This is a genomic window from Bradyrhizobium sp. MI1.4 (assembly GCF_055811315.1).
Genome location: NZ_JBVVPP010000009.1, coordinates 52,131 through 69,917 on the forward strand (window position 1 = coordinate 52,131; position 17,787 = coordinate 69,917).

Genomic DNA, 17,787 nt, shown 5'->3' on the forward strand with positions numbered 1-17,787 from the left:
GTCCAGAACCTCTCCGCGTCTCATTGATTGAACAGAATTCGAGAGACTCGCGAAGGAATCGGACATGCGAACAGAGCGGATCGCGCTGGGTGTGGCGCTTGCAATCGGCGGCATCGTCGCGCAAGGCGCTGCATCCGCTGAAGAGTATCGCGGAACCATGGAGCAGCAGATGGCCTGCACGCCGGATGTGTGGCGGCTGTGTAGCGATCAGATCCCTGATGTGAGCCGCATTACGGCCTGCTTGCGGCAGAATACGCCCCAGCTCTCCAGCGGCTGTCGCGCGGTGTTCCAGTCCAACAACCAGATGCCGCCGCAGCAGCAGGTTCCGGGCAATCGCGCCGCGCCGGCGCCGCGATACAACAATGTGCCGCCACCACCTCCGCAGGCGCAGCCGCGGCCTTATGACGATAGCGACGATTAGTGCTGCCCAAGCATGATCGGGGCGCGCGCGCGCAGCAGTGGGCGCGAAGCGCGGTTGTGCCGCCTCGTTCAGCGCTCGCTCTTGCCGCCCGACTCGGGTCGATCCCGGAGCGCCGTCCGCATGATGGCGCCGAAGAGCAAAGCTGCCACCGGCCAATGGAACCAGATCTTGTGCATGCCGGTGAAAATATTGATCAGAATCAGAAAGGCCGACACGGTGAGGGCCGCCGCAACCGGGCGGGGCAGCTTCGCCAGTCCGTCTGAAACGAAGCCCATCCAATTGGATGACTCGGATCTGTCGCGGTGCGCGGCGTCAGTTTGCGAGCCCGCACTTGCGGTCTGAGATGTCAGGCGTTCGCCAGGCGGAAAGCTCCGTGCTTGAGCGGTTTGGCCGCTCATGGTCACACGATAGCTGGTCACGGGAGCAATGTTTTTCATTGGACGCTGGCCGAGGCAGTCGAAGCCAACAGATAATTTGTTGTGCACCTGATCATAGGCGGAGCTGGAGATCACGATACCACCGGGTTCGGCAAGTTCTTGCAGACGCGCCGCGATATTGACCCCGTCTCCATAGAGGTCGGAACCATCCACCATCACATCGCCGAGATTGATGCCGATGCGAAACCGCATCGGGGGAGGTGGGCCCGAATCCTGGTTGGAAATTTCCTGCTGAATCTCGACCGCACACTGCACGGCTTCGACGACGCTGGCGAATTCGGCGATGACGGCATCGCCCCAGGTATTCACGATCCGGCCGTCATGGCGCTCCACCAATCGCGCGATGGCCGTGCGATAGCGGCGGAGTGTCTCCAGCGTTCCCGCCTCGTCTGCTTCCATGAGACGAGAATAGCCGTGCACATCAGCGCATAGCACGGTGGTCAGCCGCCGTTTGACCTTGTCGGGCATGGTCCGTACATTAGCCTCCCTGACCGGCAAATGCATCAGGCATCCCCCAGCTGCCTTACGGCCTGACTTCGCAGACATCGACCCATTCAGCCCGGGTCAGCTCCGCCATCCGCTCCGGCGTGATGCGCACGGCGCTGTGGGTCGAGCCGGCGGCCGGCACCACCACGTCGAACGCTTTCAGCGAGACGTCGCAATAGACCGGCAGCGGCGCCTTTAATCCGAACGGGCAGACGCCGCCGACCTCGTGGCCGGTGATCTCGGCGACCTCTTCCAGTCCCAGCATTTTCGGCTTGCCGCCGAACGCCGCCTTCACCTTCTTGTTGTCCATGCGCGAAGTGCCGGCCGCGACGATCAGGATCACGCGCTCGCCGATCCGCAACGACAGCGTCTTGGCAATCCGTCCGGGCTCGACGCCATAAGCCTCGGCGGCCAGCGGCACTGTCGCGGAGCTGATCGGGGATTCGATAACTGATATGTCGGGGGCTTTCTCGGCGAAGAAGGCGCGAACGGATTCCAGGCTCATTCAGGTCGGCTCATTCCAGACTTACCGTTGGGGGGCGAACAACTTGGCAGTTCCGAGAGCGCCCGGACGCGATGATCCGGCGCAAAGCCGAGCTCGTCCATCTGGGTGCGGATCGCCTTGAACATCGTCAGCGGTGCCACGAGTTCGTTCTCGACGCAAGCCAGCGCCATCGCTTCCGGCGTCACCCGTTCGATCCAGGCAACGTTCAGTCCGAATGCTTTCGCGCCCGCGACATCCCAGGGATTGGAGGAGACGAACAGCACCTCGTCAGGCGCGGTGCCGAGCACCTCGCCGATCAGCTCATAGGCCTCCGGGCTCGGCTTGAAGATCTTCTTCGCGTCGACGCTGATCGTGGCGTCGAGCAGGGCGTCGAGGCCGGAGTTGCGCACGAGCGCATTCAGCATGTCCGGACTGCCGTTGGAGAGGATGGCGAGCTTTCGCGGTTTCAGAGCCGTGAGCGCCGCCGTCGCATCCGGATAGAGATCGAGATGAAGGTACTTCTCGACGACGCGCTCGAATGCCTCATTCTCGTAAGCGAGCCCGAGCACGCGCAGCGTATAGGCAAGCGAGTCGCGCGTGATGGCTGCAAAGTCCTGGTAGCGCCGCATCAGCGAGCGCAACCAGGTGTATTCGAGCTGCTTGATTCGCCAGATCTGCGTGATGATCTCACCGTAGCCCGGAAACGCATCCTCGGTGGTCTCGGCGACCGACTGGATATCGTAAAGCGTTCCGTAGGCATCGAAGACAACGGCTTTGAGACTCAATTGACCTGTCCTCCGGGATCGTTGCGGTCCCACGGACTATACAAGGCGCCGCGGTATCGATCCAACACGGAAACGCGAACTGAGCCCCTCGCTTCTAAAGCCTGATCACGATCTTGCCGAAGTGTGAGCCGGTCCGCAGGTGCGCATACGCTTCGGGAACGTCGTCGAAGTCGTAGACCCGATCCACGATCGGGTGGATCGCGTGTTCGGTCAGGAAGCGATTCATCGCGGCAAAGTGTTCGACCGATCCGACGGTGACACCGATGATGTCGGCATTCTCCCACTGAAGGCGCGCGAGGTCCGGCTTGGGACCGAACCCCGTCAAGACACCGATCTGGACGATCTTGCCACCCGAAGCGACCGATCGCAGCGATCGGTCGTAGGTGCCGGGACCGCCGAGTTCGAGGATGTGACTGGCACCTCTGCCATCCGTTGCGTTCATCAGCGCGACATCCCAGTCGGGCGTGTCGCGGTAGTTGATAAGAATCGAGCCGCCCAGCGCCTTGGCGCGGGCGAGTTTTTCGTCGGAGGAGGATATCACGATCGCACGCGCCCCCAGCGCCACTGCGAATTGAAGCCCGAACAGCGCGACGCCGCCTGTTCCCTGGACCAGCAGCGTGTCGCCTTTGCGCATCCCGCCGCGTGCGATGAGGCCATGGAAAGCCGTGACGCCGGCACAGGGCAGGGTCGCTGCCTCCACCGCGGACAGATGGGCCGGCACTGAGACCAGCGCGGTCGCCGGCAGCACGACATACTCAGCCAGCATTCCATCCATCGTGTTGCCACCGAGGGATGACGGAATATAGCTGGACTTGAACGGCCCCGAGATCCAATTGCGGAAGAACGACGCAGCGACGCGGTCTCCGAGTCGCCATTGCGCGACGCCGGCGCCGATGGCGTCAACGACACCCGCACCGTCGGAGAGTGGCACGCGGCCGTTGATCTCGCCTTGGCCTGCACGGTCGAGGATCAGGAGGTCGCGGTAATTCAGACTTGCCGCTTCGACCCGAATGCGGACCTCGCCATCGGAGGGTTCGGGTTTGCCGACGTCGACGCACGCAAGGCGGCCAGCACCAGCATGGCCATTCAAATGGTAGGCTTTCATCGTTGCTCCCTTCACGAGTGGCGTTCACTTGGACGAGCAAAGTCTGTAAGGTCTGACAGTGCTGTCAGGGTCAAGGGGCTTCAGATGAAAATCGGCGAACTCTCCCGGCGGACGGGGGTCAGCGTCCGAATGCTGCGCTACTACGAAGGCGAAGGACTGCTCACGCCGCTGCGGACGAACTCCGGCTATCGCGACTATGGCTTGGCCGAAGAGGAAACCGTACGGCGCATCAAGATGCTCGGCGGCGCGGGAATGACGCTCGAAACCATCAAGCGGTTGCTCCCATGCGTGAGGAACAACGATCCAGCTTTCACGCCGTGCAACGAGCTGCGAAAAATACTCACTCAGCAGGTCGGCCTGATCGACGAACGTATCGAGACGCTCAGCCAAAGCCGGACAATCCTGGCCGGCTTCCTCGCAGGCGTGAACTGATCGCATAACATAGCCATCAGATTCACCGCGCCAAAGTCTTAGGCCCTCAGGGCCGGAGCATGAGGGCTTCGATAGCAGCGTCGAAGCCCTCGATGCGCTGACGAGTACGCGCCTAGATCCCCAGCAGCTTGCGCGCGTTGGCCTTCAGCACCTTCGGCCGGATCTCGTCGCGGATCTCGATCTTGGCGAAATCCGACAGCCAGCGGTCGGGCGTGATCACCGGCCAGTCCGAACCGAACAGCATCTTGTCCTGCAGGATCGAGTTGATGTAGCGCACCAGGATCGGCGGGAAATATTTCGGCGACCAGCCCGAGAGGTCGATGTAGACGTTGGGCTTGTGGGTCGCGACCGACAGCGCCTCTTCCTGCCAGGGGAAGGAGGGATGGGCGAGAATGATCTTGAGGTCGGGGAAATCGGCCGCGACGTCGTCCATGTACATCGGGTTGGAATATTTCAGCCGCATGCCCATGCCACCGGGCATGCCCGAGCCGACGCCGGTCTGGCCGGTGTGGAACAGCGCGATCGCGCCGCCATTGTTGATCTCTTCATAGAGCGGATAGGCCATGCGGTCGTTGGCGTAGAAGCCCTGCATGGTTGGGTGGAATTTGAAGCCGCGCACCCCGTATTCCTCGATCAGCTTGCGCGCCTCGCGCACACCGAGCTTGCCCTTGTGCGGGTCGATCGAGACGAAGGGGATGAGAACGTCGAGATGGTCGGAGGCGATCTCCAGCATCTCCTCATTCTTGTAGCGGCGGAAGCCGGTCTCGCGCTCGGCGTCGACCGGGAAGATCACCGCGGCGATGTTCTTGGACCGATAGTAGGCGGCGGTCTCCGGCACGGTCGGCGGATGCTTGTGCGGCGACTTGAAATAGTCCGCCATCTGCGCCTGGAAGTCGTCATAGCCGTCGTCGGGATGGGTGCCGCAGGGCTCCTCGGCGTGGGTGTGGATGTCGATGGCAACGACGTCGTCGATGTTCGGCAGCTTCAGCTTCGGCATGGGTTTCCTCCCGACGGGTTGCCGAATTGATTATATGATATAACGAACTTGGCAAGGCATTGTGGGACAAGGCGTTGTGGGGCGGGCTTCGTCCGAGATGCTGATTGGGCCGATCCGGCCGCTTCTACTTTGCATGGGGTTGTTTTCCTGAATTTGCTGGGTGGGATCGGGCCAGTTAACATTGACATCCGGTCCTCCCATGCCTTAAGAACCGCCCCGTCCCGGGCGGTCGGTCCGCCAGCGGGAAAATCTCATTTTGCCTCATTCGCGCGTGCCGAAACGGTAGTGCCGAACACGGCCTTTCGAACGTTCAGGATTCTGCCATGAAGGTCCGTAACTCGCTGAAATCGCTGCGCGGTCGCCATCGCGCCAACCGTCTGGTCCGCCGCAAGGGCCGGGTCTATGTGATCAACAAGGTGCAGCGCCGCTTCAAGGCTCGCCAGGGCTGATCTGGGCGGCTGATTTCGCCCTGCCTGACGCTCGCGCGCCCGCAAGACCACGGTCTCACACGAGTTTGACGCCGCCCCAGCTTTGCAAGGGCGGCTTTGCGCGTTTAGACTTCGACCATGGCAGTGAGATTCCTCTTCGCGCGCACCCTGTGTCTGGCTCTTGTGCTGGGAGCCGCCGGCCTCGCTCAGGCGCTGGCGCAGGCTGATCCGCCGGCTCCGCCCGGCAAGCAGAAGAAACTTCCGGAAGCGCCGGCCAAGCTGCCCAAGGTCGACCGCACCAAGAATCTCGATTTCCTGTTCGGCGCGCTGAAAGCTGCGCCCGACGAAGCCAGCGCCAAGCATGTCGAGGCGCGGATCTGGGCGATCTGGATCCAGACCCCGAGCGACACCGCGGCGCTGCTGATGGCGCGGGCCAAGACCGCGGTCGACGCAAAGAAGATCGAGGTTGCGATCAAGCTGCTGGATTCGGTGGTCAAGCTCAGGCCCGACTACATCGAGGCCTGGAATCGTCGCGCGACGCTCTACTACATGCAGAACGATTATGGCCGTTCGCTCGCCGACATTCGCGAGGTGTTGATCCGCGAGCCCCGCCATTTCGGCGCGCTCGCAGGCCTCGGCATGATCATGCAGGAGGTCGGCGACGAAAAGCGCGCGCTCGAAGCCTACCGCAAGGCGCTCGCCGTCAATCCGCACCTCGAGAAGATCCCCGACCAGGTCAAGGCGCTGACCGAGAAGGTCGAAGGCCGCGATATTTAGCGGACAAGTCGATCATCGCTCGAGCGAATGCGGCGCAGGGGGATTAACCACGATGACACGCGCCGCGTTACAAGGGGTGTGGCTGGCACCGCCGCAGGCCTACCTTCATGGCGGGAGCACAGCCATGAAGCGTTTGATCTTTGCAGGTACGTTGCTGTTGGCGTCGGGCACGGCGAGCCTCGCCGACGGACTGTTCTGGGTAGTCGGCAATCGCGCCACCGGAAAATGCAACATCGTGACCAGCAATCCCGTGATCTTCGGCGACGTCTGGTTCGGTGACGGTCCTTACAAATCGAAGGCCGACGCCAAGCTTGCCCGTTCGACCATCCGCGCCTGTCCCGCACCCACGCCTGATGAGGAAAAGGACGAGGACAGCACGAACTAGGTCGACAGCAATCTAGTGCAAAACGCTGCCTTCGCGCTCGGCGAGGCCGCGATCGACCGCTGCGGCGTAGGCCTTTGCAAGCTCCGTCTCGAGGTGCTCGTTGATCAGCAGCAGCGCGCGCACGGCACCGCGCAGGTCACCGTGGCAGCTTGCCACGATCTCGTCGATCGCAGTATCTTTGGATCTCAGGCTCATCGAAATTCTCCGGTTCAAATCAGGATAAATCCTGCCGGTCTTCCCGCATCCCTGAGGGTTGCGAGCACGATCGGCGCCCACCTGCGTCTAAATGGCGGAACCGACCATGGCGATTATAAGGAAGCCGCGATGACGAGTGCATGAAGCTGTTTCGAAGCCTGCGTGCTCCGGGGAGCGGTATTGATTTCATTGCGTTTTTCTCGCTTGAATTATGCACATATCCACAGCCCCGGCATTTCAAGTGGAGCGCGGGGGCTCCCCGGGCGAAACTGCCGGCCGCAAGCCACGTAACTGCCCTGTGCCTTGGGTCGCCCGGATTCCGTCCATGATCGTGATGTCAGTCGTGACCGCGCTGGTTGTGCTGGCGCTGGTCACGCAGGCCGGCGTCCTCGCCGTGCAACGCGCCTTTCCACCGCAGGGCCGGATGATCGAGGTCGAGGGTGCCGTGCTTCACCTCGTCGATATCGGCCCGCGCGATTCGGGCCTGCCGATCGTGATGCTGCACGGCGCGAGCTCCAACCTCGAGGCAATGCGGCGGCCGCTCGGCGATCTCCTCGCCAGGAACCATCGCGTCATCCTGATCGACCGTCCCGGCCACGGCTGGAGCACGCGGGCGCGGCGGCAGGATTCGACGCCGGAGGTCCAGGCGCGAATGATCGATGAGGCGCTCGGCAAGCTCGGGATCGATCGCGCGGTGTTCGTGGTGCATTCCTGGAGCGGCGCGCTCGGCGCGCGGCTGGCGCTCGATCATCCCGGCCGCGTCGCGGGCCTTGTGATGCTCGCGCCCGTCACCCATCCTTGGCGCGGCGGCGTCGGCCGCTACAACGAGATCATCGCAACGCCCGTAATCGGCCCGCTGCTCGCCTACACCATAACCCTCCCGCTGGGCTATTTCCTGAGCGAGTCCGGCGCGCGCAACGTCTTCCTGCCGCAAACGATGCCGGACGGTTTCGTGCAGGACTCCGCGACGCCGTTGCTGCTGCGCCCGCGCGAGTTCATCGCCAATGCCTATGATCTGGTGTCGCTGAAGCAGGCGGTGGCTGCGCAAGCTCCGCGCTACGGCGAGATAACGGCGCCGGTCACGATCATCGCCGGCGAACCCGACAAGACGGTAAAGACCGCCATTCACGCCCGCCCGTTCGCCGCCACCGTGCAGAATGCCAAGCTGATCGTGCTGCCTGATCTCGGCCACATGGTGCAGAACGCGGTGCCCGATCTCGTGAAGACAGAGATCGAGACGATGATCGGGAAAATCGTCCCGGCGCAGGCGACCGCCGATTAGAGCGTTTTCGAGCGAAGTGGATGCCGGTTCGCGTGAAGAAAACGCGTCAAAACGAGAAGCTGGAGCTTCGGTTCAGAACCGAAGCTCCAGCGGCCGCCGTTCGCGCGCTTACTGCTTGATCTTTCCGTCTTTGTCGAACTGCGACACGTAGGCCCAGAGATTGTTGATCTCGGTCTCGTTCTTGATGCCGGCGAACGCCATCTTGGTGCCGGGGATCTTGGCCTTGGGGTCCTTGATGTATTCCTTGAACACGGCCTCGTTCCAGGTGATGCCGGAATTCTTGTTGGCGTCGGAGTAATTGTAGTCCGGCGCGGTGCCGGACTTGCGGCCGTCGAGGCCGTTGAGCTCGGGGCCGACCTTGTTCTTGGCGCCTTCGCCGATCGCGTGACAGGCCAGGCATTTGTTGAACGACGACTTGCCGGCCGCGACGTCCTGCGCCATCGCGGCGGGTGCGGTGGCAATCGCGGTGAGGATGGTCAATGCGCCAAAAATCAGTTTTGTCATCGGGTGCTCTTCGTCTCTTCCCTGGGGGCTGGTCAGTTGCATGCCTGATCGGCAACGGTCGGACCTGCCGGTTTTGGCAGGCCTGCTCGGATTGGACAAGCCGCCAAACCATGGCAGGTTTCACGATTTCCTACTTGTCCCAGAGCGAACTCGCGCAGGATCGTCGATCCGACTTTCGGACGGACTACCCAAACCACCGCGGACGTGGTTGATTTACCGCGACAAATCGATCATGCGGCCTTGGCCGGAAGGATATGCCATGAAGGAAATGTTATGGCCATCATGATGCCCGCGAGCGACCAGGCCGTGCTCGCGCGCCGCGCCGAGATCGTGGCTGCATTGCGCGCAATCGTGCCGGGCGAAGGCGTGATCGACAGCGCCGCCGAGATGCGGGCCTATGAATCCGATGGGTTGACGGCCTATCGGCAGCCGCCGATGGTCGTTGTGCTGCCCGACACGACCGAGCAGGTTTCGCTGGTCCTGAAATATTGTGCAGGGCAGGGCATCAAGGTGGTGCCCCGCGGCTCCGGCACCTCGCTGTCCGGCGGCGCGCTGCCGCTGGAAGACGGCGTGCTTCTGGGCCTCGGCAAGTTCAAGCGCATCCGCGAGATCGATTTCGACAACCGCGCCGTCGTCACCGAACCCGGCGTCACCAACCTCGCGATCAGCCAGGCCGTCGCCCATGCTGGGTTCTACTACGCGCCGGATCCGTCCTCGCAGATCGCCTGCTCGATCGGCGGCAATGTCGCGGAGAATTCGGGCGGCGTGCACTGCCTGAAATACGGCATGACCACCAACAACGTGCTCGGCTGCGAGATCGTGCTGATGAGCGGCGAGATCCTGCGCATCGGCGGCAAGTCGGCGGAGAACTCCGGCTACGATTTGATGGGCGTCATCACCGGCTCGGAAGGCCTGCTCGGCGTCATCACCGAGATCACGGTGCGCATCCTGCAAAAGCCGGAGACGGCGCGCGCGCTGATGGTCGGCTTCGCGCAAGTCGAGGCGGCCGGCGAATGCGTGGCGCGCATCATCGGCGCCGGCATCATTCCCGGCGGCATGGAGATGATGGACAAGCCCGCGATCCACGCCGCGGAGGCCTTCGTCCATGCCGGCTATCCGCTCGATGTCGAGGCCCTCCTTATCATCGAGCTCGACGGTCCCAAGATCGAGGTCGACGAGCTGATCACGCGGGTCGAGACGATTGCGAACGCTTGCGGCTCGACCACCTGCCAGATCTCGACCTCGGAAGCCGAGCGCAATCTGTTCTGGGCCGGCCGGAAAGCCGCCTTCCCCGCCGTCGGCCGCATTTCGCCCGACTATCTCTGCATGGACGGCACCATCCCCCGCGGTGCGCTGCCGAAGGCGCTGGCGCGCATCCGCGAGCTCTCGGAAAAGTACCAGCTCGGTTGCGCCAACGTGTTCCATGCCGGCGACGGCAATCTGCATCCGCTGATCCTCTACGACGCCAACAAGCCCGGCGAGATCGAGCGCGCCGAAGCCTTCGGCGCCGACATCCTGCGCGCCTGCGTCGAGTTCGGCGGCGTGCTCACCGGCGAGCACGGCGTCGGCATCGAGAAGCGCGATCTGATGCCGGAAATGTTCAGCGAGATCGACCTCAACCAGCAGCAGCGTCTGAAATGCGCCTTCGACGCGCAGGGCCTGCTCAATCCCGGAAAGGTGTTTCCGACCCTGCACCGCTGCGCCGAGCTCGGCCGCATGCACGTCCATGCCGGGAAGCTGGCATTCCCGGACATCCCCCGGTTCTAGGCGCTTGCGCCGATGGAAGGGCTTGCGATGCACGCCTCTTTCCTCGGCAATGCCTACAGCAGTCCGTATTGCGCCCGCTCGCGCTTCGCCAGCAGCGGCAGGGCTTCGCCAGCGATCCAGGTCTTGAAATGCGCGCTCTCCTGGTGCGCCTTGAATGCCGCCTCGTCGCGGAACAGTTCGTAGAACAGGAACTGGGCCGGATTGTCCTTTGCGCGCGAGATCAAGAACAGCTTGACGCCGTCCTCGCGCTGGGCCTCCGGCAGGAAGCGGTCGAGGATCGCGGCGATCTTGTCGGCCTCGCCCGGCTTCGCTTCCCATTGCGCGACGACGAGCAGGCCGCCGCCGTCGACGGCGTCGCTGAGCGATTTCTGCGTGGCATAGTGGTTCATGATGTCGTCTCCGTCGGTTGGTCTCTCGGTGCAGATTTGTAGCGATCGGCTGTCGGCTTTGGTTCGCCGGTGATCGAAGTGTCGATGTCGTGAATGCTTCGATGAGGATCGAATCTTGGCCGTGGCTCCGAGGTCGAGCCGGATCGCGCGGCAATGGCCGCTGTCGTCACGCTGCATTTGATTTTGGCGGCGAATTTCGCTACCGCCTTTGCCCGTGGATACGCTCAAGGTACGAGACGCCAAAGACGTCGAAGAGGTGGTGCGCGCGGCGATTGCCAATGAGCAGCCGCTCGAGATCATCGGCCATGGCTCCAAGCGCGGCATCGGCCACGCGATGGCGACCAACGCCGTGCTCGACGTCTCCGCGCTGAATGCCATCACCGGCTACGAGCCCAACGAACTCATTGTCACGCTCCAGGCCGGGGCGCCGCTGGCCGACGTGCTGTCGCTGATCGATGCCAAGAACCAGCAATTCGCCTTCGAGCCGATGAACACCGCGCCGCTGCTCGGCACGCCCGCGCTCGGCACCATCGGCGGCATGATCGCGGCTGGCCTGGCCGGTCCGCGCCGGATCAAGGCGGGCGGGGCGCGCGACCATCTGCTCGGGGCGCATGCCGTCTCCGGTTTCGGCGACAGCTTCAAGACCGGCGGCAAGGTGGTGAAGAACGTCACCGGCTACGACCTCTGCAAGCTTCTCGCCGGTTCCTGGGGCACGCTGTCGGTCATGACCGAGGTCACGCTGAAAGTGATGCCCAAGCCGGAGGCCGAGCGGACGCTGTTGCTGCGCGGGCTCGACGATGCCGCCGCCAACAAGGCAATGACGGCGGCGCTCGGCTCGCCCTTCGACGTCTCCGGGGCCGCGCATCTGCCGACATCGGCGTTCCGGACCGAGATCGAAGGTCTCGGCGATATCGCAGGCCAGGGCGAGGCGCTGACCGTGCTGCGGCTCGAGGGCATTGCCGCCTCGGCCGCCCACCGTGCCGGCTCGCTGCGCGAATTGCTGGCGCCGTTCGGAACCGCAATTCTCGTCGAGGACACGGCGTCAGCGGCGCTGTGGACCACGATCCGCGACGTCCTGCCGTTCGCGGCCAGTGGCGCGCTGGGGGCCTGGCCGGTCTGGCGGATCGTCTGCCCGCCGGCGTCGGGCGCGGCGCTCGGGACCCTGCTGGCGCGCGAGACCGGTGGCGACGTGATCTACGATTGGGGTGGTGGACTGATCTGGGCGGCGGTGCCACCGAAGCCGGACGCGCATGCTCGGGCCGTGCGCGAACGTACGAATGCCGCCGGCGGGCACGCCACGCTGATCCGGGCGGCCGAGGACATCAGGCGCGCGATCGATGTATTCCACCCGCAAGCCCCTGGCCTTGCCGCGTTGAGCGAGCGGGTCCGCGCCAGTTTCGATCCGAAGATCATCCTCAACCGGGGGCGGCTGACGCGAGGCACTGCCGCATGAAGACCGAATTCTCACTCGCGCAGCTCGCCGATCCCGACATCGCGGAAGCCGACAAGATCCTGCGCGCCTGCGTCCATTGCGGCTTCTGCACCGCAACCTGTCCGACCTATGTGCTGCTTGGCGACGAGCTCGATAGCCCGCGCGGCCGCATCTATCTGATCAAGGAGATGCTGGAGAAGGACCAGACGCCGACGGCCGAAGTGGTCAAACATGTCGACCGCTGCCTGTCGTGCCTGGCCTGCATGACGACCTGCCCCTCGGGCGTGAATTACATGCATCTGGTCGATCAGGCCCGGGTCAGGATCGAGCAGCGTTACGAGCGGCCGCTCGCCGAGCGGCTGCTGCGCCGAGTGCTGGCATTCGTCCTGCCGCACCCGCAGCGTTTCCGCGCCAGCATGTGGCTGGCGCGGCTGGCCCGCCCGCTGGCCGCGTTCCTGCCGACGCCGCGGCCTTCGGCGACGCCCGGCCTGGTTCTGCGCCTCAAGGCGATGCTGGCGCTGGCGCCGGACCGGCTGCCGCCGCCCGGGCCCGCCGCCGGCAGTGTGTTCGCGGCACTCGGCAAGAAGCGCGGCCGGGTCGCGCTGCTCCAGGGCTGCGCCCAGCAGGTGCTGGCGCCGCGCATCAACCAGGCCGCCATCAGTCTCCTCACGCGCCACGGCATCGAGGTCGTCCTTGTCAGGGACGAGCAGTGCTGCGGCGCCCTGACCCATCACCTCGGCGACGATCAGGACGCATTGGCACGGGCTCGCGCCAATGTCGCGGCGTGGCGCGCGGAAGCGGCCGGCGAGGGGCTCGACGCCATCCTGGTGACGGCGTCAGGCTGCGGCACCGTGATCAAGGACTACGGCTATCTTCTGCGCGAAGACGCTGCGTTTGCCGCCGATGCGGCGAAGGTCTCTGCGCTCGCCAAGGACATCACTGAATACGTCGCCGGCCTTGGACTCGCGGCCACGACGCGACAGGACAACATCGTCGTCGCTTATCACTCTGCGTGTTCGTTGCAGCACGGGCAGAAAATCACGGGCCTTCCGAAAGAATTGCTTTCCAATAACGGATTCGTGGTGAAAGATGTGCCGGAGAGCCATTTGTGTTGCGGTTCGGCGGGGACTTACAACATTCTCCAGCCCGAGCTTGCGGGCCGGTTGCGCGATCGCAAGGTCGCCAACATCGCGAGCGTCAAGCCGGACATGATTGCCGCAGGCAATATCGGCTGCATGGTGCAGATTGCCAGTGGCACGTCAGTTCCGGTCGTACACACGATTGAGCTTCTCGATTGGGCTACGGGCGGGTCGCAGCCGGCATTGAACGCGCAAGACTGAGCTTTCGAAGACTAAGCTTTCGAGGGCTGAGCTTTCGTCCGGAGGTAACGGCTGAAGACACCCGATCGACCATTGTTCGGCGGCAACAGGAGGATCACGATGGCGAAAGCGAAGAAGAAAAAAAGCAAGAAGGCCAAAAAGGCCAAGAAGGCCAAGAAGGCAGTAGCGGCGAAGAAGACCTCAAAGAAGGCAGCCAAGAAGTCCGCGAAGAAATCCGCGAAGAAGTCTGCCAAGAAGGCTCCAAAGAAATCTGCGAAGAAGGCCGCGCCAAAGAAGGCCGCTAAGAAGGCTGCGCCAAAGAAGGCCGCCAAGAAGGCTGCGAAGAAAGCGGCGCCGAAGAAGGCGAAGGCAGCTCCGAAGCCGTCAACGCCGGCAGCTCCGGCTCCCGAGCCTGCCGCCGAGACAAGCTGGGCGATGCCTTCGTCTTCTGCGGACACGACACCGGCCGAAGGACAAGGTTAGGCCCAAGGTCAGGCCAAAGGCTGGATCCAATCCGACGACCATGATCGGCAACAGGAAGGCCGCAGCGGCGATGCTGCGGCCTTTTTGCATCGGCGCGCCGGCGCGCGGGGATGATCTCGTCGGGAAGCAGCCTGATTCGTGGCACGGGCAGCACGGTACCGCCGGACCCGTACTAACGCGGGCCTCGCAGTGCACTTTGGAATGCAAATAATGTGATCGAGAAGACACACGGGCTGACAACCTTTCGTGGAATCGTCAGAACGCCCAAAAAGTCGGCAGATGCCCGCGTTTTTTGCTTCACGGTTTGCCTCACCCCATCCAGATTGCCGCAGTTACGAAATTTGCAATCAGGTCGAGCGTTCCGGGGGCTTCCGGGATCCGGCTGGGGTCTTAGAACTGGTGATGGGGATCGAAATGAAAAAAGTGGCTTTGTTGGCAACGGCGCTGGCAATGGTGACGGGCTCGGCTTTCGCGGCAGACATGCGAGTGAAGGCACTGAAGGCCCCGCCGGTGGTCGCGTTTGATCCCTGGGATATCGCCTTCGGCGGCGCCATCATGAGCGACTACATCTTCCGCGGCGTCACGCAGTCGAACCACAAGCCGTCGGTCGCGGCCTATTTCGAGCCGCGCTACAACGTCAACAAGGACCTCCAGCTCTACGTCGGCGTGTCCGCCGAGAGCATCTCCTTCGCCAATCGCGCTGCTGCTGAAGTCGACATCTACGGCGGTATCCGCCCGACCTTCGGCGCCTTCGCCTTCGATATCGGTGTCTGGGGCTACCTGTATCCGGGCGGCAGCTGCGCCGACAACGTGCTCACCGGCGGCATTCCGGGCGGCAACGTCTGCGGCGTCAGCACGACCACTATCTTCCTCGCCGACGGCAACGTCATGAAGAAGGACGTCAGCTTCGTCGAAGTCTACGGCAAGGTGAACTACACCATCAACGACAGCTTCACGGTCGGCGCGACCGAGTACTACTCGCCGAACTTCCTGAACTCGGGTGCCTGGGGCAACTACGCTTCGTTGACTGCCAAGTACACGGCGCCCAGCACGGCCTTCGGTGCTTCCGGCATGGGCATGTACGTCTCGGGTGAGTTCGGCCGGCAGTGGTTTGGTACTTCGGACGCCTTCTACGGCACCGGCGTCGGCACCGTTTTCGCCAACGGTATCCCCTACAAGGACTACAACACCTGGAACATCGGCATCGGCTTCACCTACAAAGTGTTCACGCTGGACCTGCGTTACTCCGACACCGACCTGAACAAGGGTGATTGCAACGCCTTCACCAGCGCCTTCAACGCCACCGGCACCACCAACGTCACCGCGATCAATCCGGGCGGCGCTGGCTCCAACTGGTGCGGCGCGGCCGGCATTGCCAAGCTGTCGTTCGACCTGACGGCCATGAGCAACCTGAAGTAAGCTTCTTCCCGAAGCGACTTGATGAGGGCGGCAGGGCAACCTGCCGCCCTTTTGCTTTGGGGCTTTGGGGCGTAGGCCAGGGGCCCGCATGGTTCGAAACGGCCGCCTCCGGCGGGCTCCTCACCATGAGGGGTCACAGATCTCACCGCGAGGACAGACCTCATCCTGAAGGCCGAAAAAGGCGGGCATCTCGAAGCACGGCCGCAACCAAGGGCCATAGCCTCAGAGCTTCGTCGGGCCGTCTCAGCGTGCCGCGCTCGGCTCCTTCTCGACCGGCACACCACCGTCACCGAGGACGTGGATCGCGCCGTGCTTCACCATCGTCACCTTGCGGGTATGGAAGGCTTCCAGCGTCGAGCGGTGGCCGATCGAGACGAGGGTGGCCTGTGGCAGCTTCTCCGCCAGCAGCCGGTACAGGCGGGCCTCGGACGGCTCGTCCAGCGAGGCCGTGGCCTCGTCCAGGAACAGATAGTCCGGCGCGTGCAGCAGCGCGCGGGCGAGCCCGAGGCGCTGCTGCTCGCCCAGCGACAGCATCCGGTTCCAATGACCGTCCTCCTCAAGCCGCTCGGCGAGGTCGGGCAGGCCGACCGCGATCAGCGCGTCCCTGACGCGTGCAGTTTCAAATGCGCCCGGCGCGGCCGGATAGACCACCGCGTCGCGCAACACGCCGACCGGGAAATAGGGGCGCTGGGGCAGCATCATCAGCTTCGCTTTTTCCGGGACGAAGATGGTGCCGGTGCCGAACGGCCAGATGCCGGCGATGGCGCGGAACAGCGTCGACTTGCCGGAGCCCGACGGTCCGGTCACCAGCACGCGCTCCGGCGTCTGGACGGAGAAGGCGTCGGTGGCGACCAGCGGCGTGCCGCTCGGCAGGTTCACGCAGAGCTGTTCGAGGGTGATATTGCGATTGCCGCCGGCGGCCTTGAGGGCGATCGCAGGCTCGTGCGGCGGCAGGTGCGCGGCCGCATCGACCGACATCTCGAAGCCGTCGAGGCGGGCGACGATCGAGCGCCATTCCGCCAGCGATCGGTACGCCGTGACGAAGAACGACAATGCGCCCTGTACGCTCGAGAAGGCCGACGCGGTTTGCATCATGTCGCCAAGCTGGATCTTCTTGGCGAAGAAGGCCGGCGCCACCAGCACGTAGGGAAAGATCACGGCGGCCTGCTGATAGCTCGCGGTGAACGCGGTGAGGCGCTTGGTACGGCTCATGATGGCGTACCAATTGCCGATCACGAAGCCGAAGCGCTCCAGCAGCCGGCCGCGCTCGGCGCCTTCGCCCTTGAGCAGCGCGATCTGCTCGGAATTCTCGCGGACGCGGACGAGGTTGAAGCGGAAGTCGGCCTCGAAGCGCTGCTGCTCGAAATTAAGGTTGACCAGCGGGGCACCGATCCAGTGCGTCAGCGCCGTACCGAAGATCGCGTAGACCAGCGCGCCCCAGCACAGATAGCCGGGGATCATCAGATCGGCGCGGAACAGGTGCAACGGCGCAGCATTGGAAAGCCCCCAGAGGATGATCACGAATGAGAACAGCGTCACGATTGACGAGAGCAGGCCGAGCCCGATGGTCAGGGTCTGCTCGACGAAGTTCTTGACGTCCTCGGTGATGCGCTGGTCCGGGTTGTCGGCCGCATCGCCCTTGAGCTGCATGCGATAGTGCGTGGCGCCTTGCAGCCATTCGCCGAGGTAGTGCCGGGTCAGCCATTGCCGCCAGCGGATCTGGAGCCACTGGTTCAGGTACAGCTTGTAGACCGCTAGCGCGATGAAGGCGGAGGCGAGGCCGATGAAGATCCAGATCTCCCTGACGAAGCTATCCCAGTCACTTGCCTGCAGCGAGCTGTAGAACCGGTTCTGCCATTGATTGACCAGGACGTCGATCGCGACCAGCGCCAGCTCCATTGCGATGACAGCGGCGAGCAGGCCTCGGCCGGCCCATTTGTCCTCCGACCGGAAATACGGGGCGGCGATTCGCCAGACGATCGCGAGCGTGGCGCTGATGTTCTTCACAGAGCTCTGTCTCCTGAGGGGATGTGCACAACTGCCCGGGGGCCAAAGACTTGGGACGACGGCGGAAATCGGCGCACTTAGACTAAAGTCGCAAGTCCTGCAATTTGCGTTGGCTTGTCGCAGCTTGCAACCCTAGCATGGGGCCGACGGCGCAGGGTGGGGGCCTTCGGGATTTCGCGAGCTTGTGAGCGGACGGGAACCGCTGCATTCGCGAGGAATTCGCGTCCAGCTCGGGGGTTATCGCTTCAGCGTC

20 protein-coding genes are annotated in these 17,787 nt (G+C 63.7%); 11 read left to right on the forward strand and 9 right to left on the reverse strand.

Annotation, left to right across the window (positions count from 1 at the left end; genetic code table 11):
- The first annotated feature begins 64 nt into the window (after window positions 1-64).
- Complete coding sequence (locus AC0L23_RS12930) at window positions 65-421, forward strand: hypothetical protein (RefSeq protein ID WP_085361258.1); 357 nt, start codon at window positions 65-67, stop codon at window positions 419-421.
- Between the two features lie 68 nt (window positions 422-489).
- On the opposite strand, the gene AC0L23_RS12935 is transcribed toward AC0L23_RS12930, so the two are convergent.
- From AC0L23_RS12935 to AC0L23_RS12950, 4 genes are all read right to left on the reverse strand, one after another.
- Complete coding sequence (locus AC0L23_RS12935; RefSeq protein ID WP_085361259.1) at window positions 490-1,326, reverse strand: adenylate/guanylate cyclase domain-containing protein; 837 nt, start codon at window positions 1,324-1,326, stop codon at window positions 490-492.
- 55 nt (window positions 1,327-1,381) lie between these two features.
- Window positions 1,382-1,849, reverse strand: coding sequence for a YbaK/EbsC family protein (locus AC0L23_RS12940; RefSeq protein WP_018453414.1), 468 nt, complete (start codon window positions 1,847-1,849; stop codon window positions 1,382-1,384).
- Window positions 1,846-2,613: a haloacid dehalogenase type II gene (locus AC0L23_RS12945; protein ID WP_085361260.1), complete on the reverse strand. Its 768-nt coding sequence runs from the start codon at window positions 2,611-2,613 to the stop codon at window positions 1,846-1,848. Before AC0L23_RS12945 ends, AC0L23_RS12940 begins: the two co-directional genes overlap by 4 nt.
- Window positions 2,614-2,707: 94 nt before the next feature.
- The gene (locus AC0L23_RS12950; protein ID WP_085361261.1) at window positions 2,708-3,718 is read right to left on the reverse strand and encodes a zinc-dependent alcohol dehydrogenase family protein; all 1,011 of its coding nucleotides are present in this window, start codon (window positions 3,716-3,718) and stop codon (window positions 2,708-2,710) included.
- A gap of 84 nt (window positions 3,719-3,802) precedes the next feature.
- On the opposite strand from AC0L23_RS12950, the gene AC0L23_RS12955 reads away from it, so the two are divergent.
- A complete protein-coding gene (locus AC0L23_RS12955; protein ID WP_085361262.1) occupies window positions 3,803-4,150 on the forward strand; it encodes a MerR family transcriptional regulator in 348 nt (115 codons plus the stop codon).
- A 112-nt stretch (window positions 4,151-4,262) separates the two neighbouring features.
- Here the strand turns inward: AC0L23_RS12955 and AC0L23_RS12960 are convergent, their stop codons facing one another.
- Window positions 4,263-5,147 (reverse strand): amidohydrolase family protein, encoded by an 885-nt coding sequence (locus AC0L23_RS12960; RefSeq protein ID WP_027565452.1) that lies wholly within the window; start codon window positions 5,145-5,147, stop codon window positions 4,263-4,265.
- 323 nt (window positions 5,148-5,470) lie between these two features.
- Between AC0L23_RS12960 and ykgO the strand changes: the two genes are divergently transcribed.
- From ykgO to AC0L23_RS12975, 3 genes are all read left to right on the forward strand, one after another.
- A complete protein-coding gene (gene ykgO / locus AC0L23_RS12965) occupies window positions 5,471-5,596 on the forward strand; it encodes a type B 50S ribosomal protein L36 (protein ID WP_006611362.1) in 126 nt (41 codons plus the stop codon).
- 117 nt (window positions 5,597-5,713) lie between these two features.
- Window positions 5,714-6,352, forward strand: coding sequence for a tetratricopeptide repeat protein (locus AC0L23_RS12970; RefSeq protein ID WP_085361263.1), 639 nt, complete (start codon window positions 5,714-5,716; stop codon window positions 6,350-6,352).
- Window positions 6,353-6,476: 124 nt separating this feature from the next.
- Window positions 6,477-6,737: a hypothetical protein gene (locus tag AC0L23_RS12975; RefSeq protein ID WP_085361292.1), complete on the forward strand. Its 261-nt coding sequence runs from the start codon at window positions 6,477-6,479 to the stop codon at window positions 6,735-6,737.
- Window positions 6,738-6,749: 12 nt separating this feature from the next.
- Here AC0L23_RS12975 and AC0L23_RS12980 read toward each other — a convergent pair whose 3' ends face one another.
- On the reverse strand, window positions 6,750-6,932 hold the full coding sequence (locus AC0L23_RS12980; protein WP_007596968.1) for a hypothetical protein: 183 nt from the start codon (window positions 6,930-6,932) through the stop codon (window positions 6,750-6,752).
- A 325-nt stretch (window positions 6,933-7,257) separates the two neighbouring features.
- Here AC0L23_RS12980 and AC0L23_RS12985 point away from each other — a divergent pair, with 325 nt between their 5' ends.
- A complete protein-coding gene (locus AC0L23_RS12985; RefSeq protein WP_018453421.1) occupies window positions 7,258-8,214 on the forward strand; it encodes an alpha/beta fold hydrolase in 957 nt (318 codons plus the stop codon).
- Between the two features lie 108 nt (window positions 8,215-8,322).
- Here the strand turns inward: AC0L23_RS12985 and cycA are convergent, their stop codons facing one another.
- Window positions 8,323-8,718 carry a cytochrome c-550 CycA gene (gene cycA, locus AC0L23_RS12990; protein WP_018453422.1) on the reverse strand — a complete coding sequence of 132 codons (396 nt, stop codon included), beginning with the start codon at window positions 8,716-8,718 and terminating at the stop codon, window positions 8,323-8,325.
- A gap of 273 nt (window positions 8,719-8,991) precedes the next feature.
- Here cycA and AC0L23_RS12995 point away from each other — a divergent pair, with 273 nt between their 5' ends.
- On the forward strand, window positions 8,992-10,485 hold the full coding sequence (locus AC0L23_RS12995) for an FAD-linked oxidase C-terminal domain-containing protein (RefSeq protein ID WP_085350117.1): 1,494 nt from the start codon (window positions 8,992-8,994) through the stop codon (window positions 10,483-10,485).
- Window positions 10,486-10,538: 53 nt separating this feature from the next.
- On the opposite strand, the gene AC0L23_RS13000 is transcribed toward AC0L23_RS12995, so the two are convergent.
- Complete coding sequence (locus tag AC0L23_RS13000; RefSeq protein WP_026232528.1) at window positions 10,539-10,874, reverse strand: putative quinol monooxygenase; 336 nt, start codon at window positions 10,872-10,874, stop codon at window positions 10,539-10,541.
- A gap of 214 nt (window positions 10,875-11,088) precedes the next feature.
- On the opposite strand from AC0L23_RS13000, the gene AC0L23_RS13005 reads away from it, so the two are divergent.
- From AC0L23_RS13005 to AC0L23_RS13020, 4 genes are all read left to right on the forward strand, one after another.
- Entirely contained in the window at window positions 11,089-12,327 is a 1,239-nt protein-coding gene (locus tag AC0L23_RS13005) for an FAD-binding protein (RefSeq protein WP_085361264.1), read from the forward strand.
- Window positions 12,324-13,646, forward strand: a complete 1,323-nt coding sequence (gene glcF / locus AC0L23_RS13010; RefSeq protein ID WP_018453426.1) for a glycolate oxidase subunit GlcF — start codon at window positions 12,324-12,326, stop codon at window positions 13,644-13,646. Before AC0L23_RS13005 ends, glcF begins: the two co-directional genes overlap by 4 nt.
- Before the next feature lie 99 nt (window positions 13,647-13,745).
- Entirely contained in the window at window positions 13,746-14,108 is a 363-nt protein-coding gene (locus tag AC0L23_RS13015; RefSeq protein WP_085361294.1) for a histone, read from the forward strand.
- Window positions 14,109-14,522: 414 nt separating this feature from the next.
- Window positions 14,523-15,527, forward strand: coding sequence for a TorF family putative porin (locus tag AC0L23_RS13020; RefSeq protein WP_026232529.1), 1,005 nt, complete (start codon window positions 14,523-14,525; stop codon window positions 15,525-15,527).
- A 243-nt stretch (window positions 15,528-15,770) separates the two neighbouring features.
- Here the strand turns inward: AC0L23_RS13020 and AC0L23_RS13025 are convergent, their stop codons facing one another.
- A complete protein-coding gene (locus AC0L23_RS13025) occupies window positions 15,771-17,534 on the reverse strand; it encodes an ABC transporter ATP-binding protein/permease (RefSeq protein WP_085361265.1) in 1,764 nt (587 codons plus the stop codon).
- Window positions 17,535-17,787: the final 253 nt, after the last annotated feature.